The organism is Oleiphilus sp. HI0079, from assembly GCF_001635105.1.
Genome location: NZ_LWFT01000499.1, coordinates 1 through 441 on the forward strand (window position 1 = coordinate 1; position 441 = coordinate 441).

The following is a 441-nucleotide window of genomic DNA, read 5'->3' on the forward strand; positions in this document are numbered from 1 at the left end:
GAGTCTCGCCAAAACCGTTTTCAACAGCATCAAGTGCTACGTCTACAGTGTCACCGACAGCAAGTTCGATATCACCCGCTTCGTTAACAAACTGTGAAAGAGGGATAACACCCTCAGATTTCAAGCCCGCGTTGACTGTAACCCAATCACTATCGATGTCTACAACTACGCCCTTTACGATCGACCCTGGGGTCATATCGATTTCTTTTAGGCTTTCTTCAAATAAATCAGCAAAGCTCTCGCTCATTACATTTCCTGTTAGATTCTCCATACCACCAGTTAGTACGGTCTGATTAAATAAGCTAACGACAAATCACTGGCCGACCTTCGCTGCCATTAGCGTAAAAAACTATAAAGAGGAACAAGACTTATTGTGGATGGACCAACGATAGGACTTTTTCCAACACTTGCTCGATCGAAAACTCTGTCGTGTCTATTATG

At 43.5% G+C, this 441-nt stretch carries 1 protein-coding gene; it reads right to left on the reverse strand.

Translation table 11 applies throughout. The features are described from left to right. Window positions 1-247 (reverse strand): S1 RNA-binding domain-containing protein (locus tag A3750_RS06460; RefSeq protein ID WP_156498461.1); only part of this gene is annotated, 247 nt, incomplete at its 3' end. Window positions 248-441: the final 194 nt, after the last annotated feature.